Genomic DNA, 5,617 nt, shown 5'->3' with positions numbered 1-5,617 from the left:
GTCCGGTCCTGCCTGGTCCTCCCAGGGCCAGGCAGACCGGGCGCCGAACGGACAGAATGACCGCATGAGCGCGAACCGAACGAGCCGCCCCGACCCCACCTCCGGCACCGCCGCCGGCGCCGTCTCCTCCGGTGCCGCCACCAGCCCCGAGGAGCTCGCCCAACTCGCCGGTGTCAGCGTCGACTACTACACCCGGCTCGAACAGGGCCGGGTCGGCAACCCGTCCGACGCCGTGCTCGACGCGGTCGCCCGGGCGCTGCGCCTGGACCCCGAGGAGGCCGGCCACCTGCACCGCCTCGCCCGCACCCGCCCGACCCGGGGCAGCGGCGCCCGCGGTGCCGGTCGCGCCGCGGCCCGGGGCTCCGCTCCGCAGAAGGTCCGGCCGTCGATGGTCCGGCTGCTCGACGCGATGCCCGACGTCCCGGCCGTGGTGATGGGCCGCCGGATGGACATCCTGGCCTGGAACAGCGCCGCCGTCGCCCTCCTCGGCGACTACGGGACGCTCGCCCCCGCCGAGCGGAACATCGCCCGGATCACCTTCCTCGACCCGGCCTCGCGCACCCTCTACGACGACTGGGTGGGCTGCGCGCGCGAGAACGTCGCCTTCCTCCACCTGGAGGCCGGCCGCCGCCCCGACGACCCCCGGCTCGCGGAGCTGATCGGCGAACTCTCGGTGCGCAGCCAGGAGTTCCGCCACTGGTGGGCGGAGCACCCGGTCCGCGACAAGACCTCCGGCCACAAGGTGTTCCACCACCCGCTGGTCGGCCGGATGGAACTGGTCTACGACACCCTCCGCTCCGCCGACGACCCCGACCAGGCCCTGGTCACCTACACCGCCGACCCCGGCAGCCCCTCTGAGGACGCCCTGCGGATGCTGATCTCCTGGGAGGCCGACCGCGTCGTCCGGCCCCGCTAGCCTCCCGACGGCTCCGGCCGTTCCTTCGGCTGGTAGTTCGTCCCCATCTCTTCGACGTACGCCAGCAGGGCCGACCCCGCGTACGTGACGTCCAGGTCGACGACGACCTCCTCGTCCTCCCAGCGGCCGTGGTCCGAGATGACGAGGCCGATCAGGGCCACGTCGCCCGCCCGGCCCCGCACCTCGTACTGCTCGATCGTCTCGCCGCGCAGCCCGTCGTCCGGGTCGTCGCGCTCCCAGGCGTCCACCGCGGCCTGCGCCACGGCCCTGGGCAGCCGCACCGTCACCCGGCCGACCTGGGCGTGGACGTGCGCCCCGATCGCGGCCAGCACCTTCGACTCTTCCCGGTACAGGGCGTACCGCTTCTCATCCACCATGGGGGCGACGCTACTCGGCCCGCCGGACCCGGCTCGACCGAATTCCACCGTCCGACCGCGGCCCACCGGCCCACCGGCCCACCGGCCCGGCACACCCGGGACCATCGGCCTGCCCGGTTCCACCCGTCCGGCCCTGGTAGCGAGCCCGGCCCGGGGATGGGATGGAGGCGACCGGGGCCCGGGGGGTCGGGAAGCGGCTCCGGCGGCACGAAGGGCAGGAGCAGGAACATGAAGGCCGCCGTCGTCCACGACTTCACCCAGCCGCTCGTGATCGAGGAGCGCCCGGTCCCCGAGCCAGGCCCGCACCAGGTGCGGGTGCGGATCGAGGCCTCCGGTCTGTGCCACACCGACATCCACGCCGCGCACGGCGACTGGCCGGTCAGGCCGACCCCGCCGTTCGTACCCGGACACGAGGGCGTCGGCATCGTCGAGGCGGCGGGCGCCGAGGTCCGGCACGTCAGGGTCGGCGCGATCCCGTGGCTGGCCGACGCCTGCGGGCGCTGCGACCACTGCGTCTCGGGCTGGGAGACCCTCTGCACCCGGCAGCACAACAGCGGCTACTCCGTCGACGGCGCCTACGCCGAGCAGGCCCTCGCCCACGGCGACTACGTCGTGCCCGTCCCCGACGGCATCGACCCGCTGGACGCTGCCCCGCTCTCCTGTGCCGGGGTCACCACCTACAAGGCGCTCAAGGTCTCCGGCGCCGGCCCCGGCACCCGCGTCCTGGTCTCCGGCATCGGCGGCCTCGGCCACCTCGCCCTCCAGTACGCCCGCCTGGCCGGCGCCGAGACCGTCGCCGTCGACGTCACCGACGACAAGCTCGCCCTCGCCCGCGAGCTCGGCGCGGACCACGTCCTCGACGCCCGCGTCCAGGACGTCGCCACCGAGGTCCAGAGGCTCGGCGGTGCCCACGCCGCAATCGCCCTCGCCGTCAGCAACGCCTCCTTCCAGGCCGCCTACGCCTCGCTGCGCCGCGGCGGCACCCTCGTCCTGGTCGCCCTGCCCGCCGAGGGCAGGCTCGACCTCCCGGTCTTCGACACCGTCCTGAACGGCACCAGGGTGATCGGCTCCATCGTCGGCACCCGCCAGGACCTCGCCGAGGTCTTCCGCCTCCACGCCCTCGGCCGCACCCGCGTCATCCGCGAAACCCGCCGCCTCGCCGACGTCAACACCTGCTTCGACGAGGTCCTCTCCGGCCGCACCCCCGCCCGCCTGGTCTTCGACCTGCGCTGACCCTCCCTCGGCCCCCCGCCGGCCAGCGCCCGCCCCTGCCCGCCCCCGCCGTCCGGGGGCGGGCACCTCGGTCTCCGGCCCCTCCCGTGACCTGCGCCGATGTACAGAACGGGACACGTCCGGCGCGCGCGGAAACGGGATTGCCAGCCAGGATCGCCACGCACTAACGTTCGACCGCGCACCGATCGCCGAAGCGCGAGCACGTCATCTGACGCGCGGTCGGAACACGCACCACACCCGGACAAATCCCCTCGTTCACGTCGATCGCGGCAGACAGCCGACGATCGGCCGCGGACCGAGGGGTCCCTGCTGCGAAGGCGAACTGACACCTCATGCGAGAAACCCGTTCATCCGCGCCGCCGCGCGGCCGGTCGGCGAGGCACCTGGCGCCGCTGCTCGCGATCGGCCTCGTGCTGGCAGCCCCCGGAGCCGCGTTCGCGGATCCCGGCGCGACCCCGACCGGCGTCCCGACCGAGGCCACGACTGGAGCCCCGACCGGTGCTCCGACCAGTGCCCCGACCAGTGCCCCGACGGCCCAGGACACCGCACCGCCGGCCGCGCAGCCCCAGGCTCCGACCCCGGCCCAGGCCGCGGACGGTCCCGCACCGTCCACCCCCAGCAAGCTGTCCGTCAAGCCGCAGCCTGTGGGCCAGGGCGGCGACGGCTGCGGAGCCGGCGCGCCCGGGTGGATCGGCCGGACCGTTCCACTGGGTGACGGCACGTCCGACGTCCGCCTGAACGCCTGGAGCGGCGCCGCGCAGCCCGGCGTCGGCACCGTCACCGTCGGCTTCCGCGTGTGGGACACCACGGCCGGCGAGTCCGGTGACACCGGTGGTGTCACGCGGACCAGCCAGAGCGTCGTCGGTACCGGAGGCTGGGGCCAGGCCACCGTCGGCCGCGCGCTCGCGGACGGCCACCAGTACGGCTGGAACGCCTGGACGACGGGCGGCGGCGTGAACAGCCCCGTGACGGCGGACTGCGCGTTCAAGGTCGACCTCACCTCGCCGACGGTCCCGTCCATCGCGCCCTCCACGGTGTTCCCGCCGTCCGGCAGCGGGGCCATTTCCACCGGCCACGCCGGTGACCCGGGCATCACCGTCCGGGTCACCAGCAAGGACCCGGTGCCTACCGGCTGCGCCGACGGCTGCCTCGCCAGCGGCGTCCGCGAGTTCCGGTACACCTTCGATGGCGGTTGGTCCGGCGCCACCGGTACCGTCCCGGCCTCCCTGGCTGCGGACGGCACCGCGTACGCAGATGTCCCGATCAGCGTGGGAGCCGGCAACTGGGGCTCGCACCAGGTGACGGTCAGCGCAGTCGACGGGGCCGGAAACTCCGATCCGCGGACGGCAAACTACAACTTCTACGCGCCGGCGAAGCTGGACCGCCCGGACGTGGCCGGCGACGTCGACGTCGACGGCGTACCCGACTTCCTGGCTCCGACCACCGACGGCTCGCTGGCGCTGTTCCGCGGCGGCAGCGGTGCCGCGTCCGAGCCGGAGACGGTGTCCCCGGCCGCGAGCAGCCCCCTGCACGACGACTGGAACAACTACCTGCTGGCCCACCGAGGGGCCGTCGTCGGGCAGGGCGACTCGCTCTTCGCCTACCACAAGGGCACCAAGCAGCTCTTCCTCTACGCCAACGACGGCAACGCGACGCCGAACCCGGTGTTCGGGCGCTTCACCCGCTCCGTCGGTCCGGTGGGAGACAGAACCCTCTGCGACAACGGCATCGACGGTACCTGGAACCACATCACCCGGATGGCCGCCGTGCAGCGGGGCACCGGCGGGGCCGGCCTGGTCACGGTCGAGCAGGGTCACCTGCGGTACTACAGCCACATCCGCAGCGGCTTCAACAACTGCCTCAATGCCGGTGTCGAGCTCGGTGCCCCGGGCGACGACTGGAGCGGCTTCACCCTCATGTACCCGGGTGACATCAGCGGGATTCCGACGCTCTGGGTGCGTGACACCGTGACCGGGGCTGTCACCAGTCTGGTGCTGCCGCTGGGCCCCGATGGCTGGCCCCTGGACGGCTCCGCGCCGCTGCCGCTGCCCGCCCACAAGCCCCTGCTGTCCGCGCTCCAGGGCGACGGCAGCACGAGCCTGTGCGCCGACATCGACCACGGCCGGACCGGCAACGGCACCGCCGCCGTGCTGGGCGCCTGCTCGGACCAGGGCGCGGCCTCCAGCCAGGCGTTCACCCTCGGTACCGACGGTTCGGTGCACGTCCTCGGCAAGTGCCTGGACGTCACCGACGCGCTGACCGAGAGCGGTTCGCCCGTCAACCTGTGGGACTGCAACAACAGCCCGGCCCAGAAGTGGGTCGCCGGCCCCCACCCGGGCACGCTGATGAACCCGAACGCGGGCAAGTGCCTCGACGCGCCCGGGACCGCCGGGCCGGGCACCCACCTGGTGATCGGTGACTGCCAGGACGGGGCGAGCGACCGGTGGACGGTGCCCGCCACCCGCGCCGTGCTTCCGCTCGGGCTCGCCGCCGGTGTCGCCCCTGTCGTGGATTCGCCCGGTGACTTCGACGCGGACGGTCACGCCGACCTCGTGGTCGCCTTCGCCGACGGCCGCAAGGTGCGCTACCCGGGCATCGCCCCGGAGGGGGACCTGCCGCGCTTCGGCGAACCGCGCTCGCTCTCGGCCCAGCCCGCCGGTTACAACATCGGCTCCATCCACAGCCAGGGCCGCTGCCTCGACAACTACGGCGCGTCGAACAACAGCGCGCTGCGCCTGTACGACTGCTGGAACGGCGTCAGCCAGGACTTCTGGTTCGCCTCCGACGGCACCTTGCGCACCGGCGGTCGCTGCGTCGGCGTCGAGGACAACCGGACCGACTGGGGCGCGCCGGTCGTGATCACGGACTGCCAGGCCGCCGGCGGCCAGATCTGGACGTTCCGCGAGGACGGCTCGATCTACAACCCGGCCTCGGACGCCTGCCTGGAGCTGCCGGGCTGGAACGACGCCAACGGCACGGCAGTGGGCATCTGGCAGTGCTACGGCAACGCCAACCAGCGGTGGACCCTGTCACCCAACACCGCCTGACCGTACAGCCGATACACCCCCCCCGGGCCCGCGACGCACCACGC

Annotated in this window: 4 protein-coding genes; 3 read left to right on the top strand and 1 reads right to left on the bottom strand. The window is 73.7% G+C overall.

Annotation, left to right across the window (positions count from 1 at the left end; translation table 11 throughout):
• Nucleotides 1-64: 64 nt before the first annotated feature.
• Nucleotides 65-916 (top strand): helix-turn-helix transcriptional regulator, encoded by an 852-nt coding sequence (locus VR45_RS23095; RefSeq protein ID WP_078896759.1) that lies wholly within the window; start codon nucleotides 65-67, stop codon nucleotides 914-916.
• Here the strand turns inward: VR45_RS23095 and VR45_RS23090 are convergent.
• Nucleotides 913-1,293 (bottom strand): hypothetical protein, encoded by a 381-nt coding sequence (locus VR45_RS23090; RefSeq protein ID WP_045941729.1) that lies wholly within the window; start codon nucleotides 1,291-1,293, stop codon nucleotides 913-915. The genes VR45_RS23095 and VR45_RS23090 overlap by 4 nt on opposite strands.
• A 228-nt stretch (nucleotides 1,294-1,521) precedes the next feature.
• Here VR45_RS23090 and VR45_RS23085 point away from each other — a divergent pair, with 228 nt between their 5' ends.
• Nucleotides 1,522-2,526 carry a zinc-dependent alcohol dehydrogenase gene (locus VR45_RS23085; RefSeq protein WP_045941728.1) on the top strand — a complete coding sequence of 335 codons (1,005 nt, stop codon included), beginning with the start codon at nucleotides 1,522-1,524 and terminating at the stop codon, nucleotides 2,524-2,526.
• A 332-nt stretch (nucleotides 2,527-2,858) separates the two neighbouring features.
• Nucleotides 2,859-5,573 (top strand): ricin-type beta-trefoil lectin domain protein, encoded by a 2,715-nt coding sequence (locus VR45_RS23080; protein ID WP_045941727.1) that lies wholly within the window; start codon nucleotides 2,859-2,861, stop codon nucleotides 5,571-5,573.
• Nucleotides 5,574-5,617: the final 44 nt, after the last annotated feature.

The organism is Streptomyces sp. NRRL S-495 (genome assembly GCF_000966955.1).
Taxonomy (GTDB): Bacteria; Actinomycetota; Actinomycetes; order Streptomycetales; family Streptomycetaceae; genus Kitasatospora; species Kitasatospora purpeofusca.
This window is presented reverse-complemented; position numbering and strand designations above follow the sequence as displayed.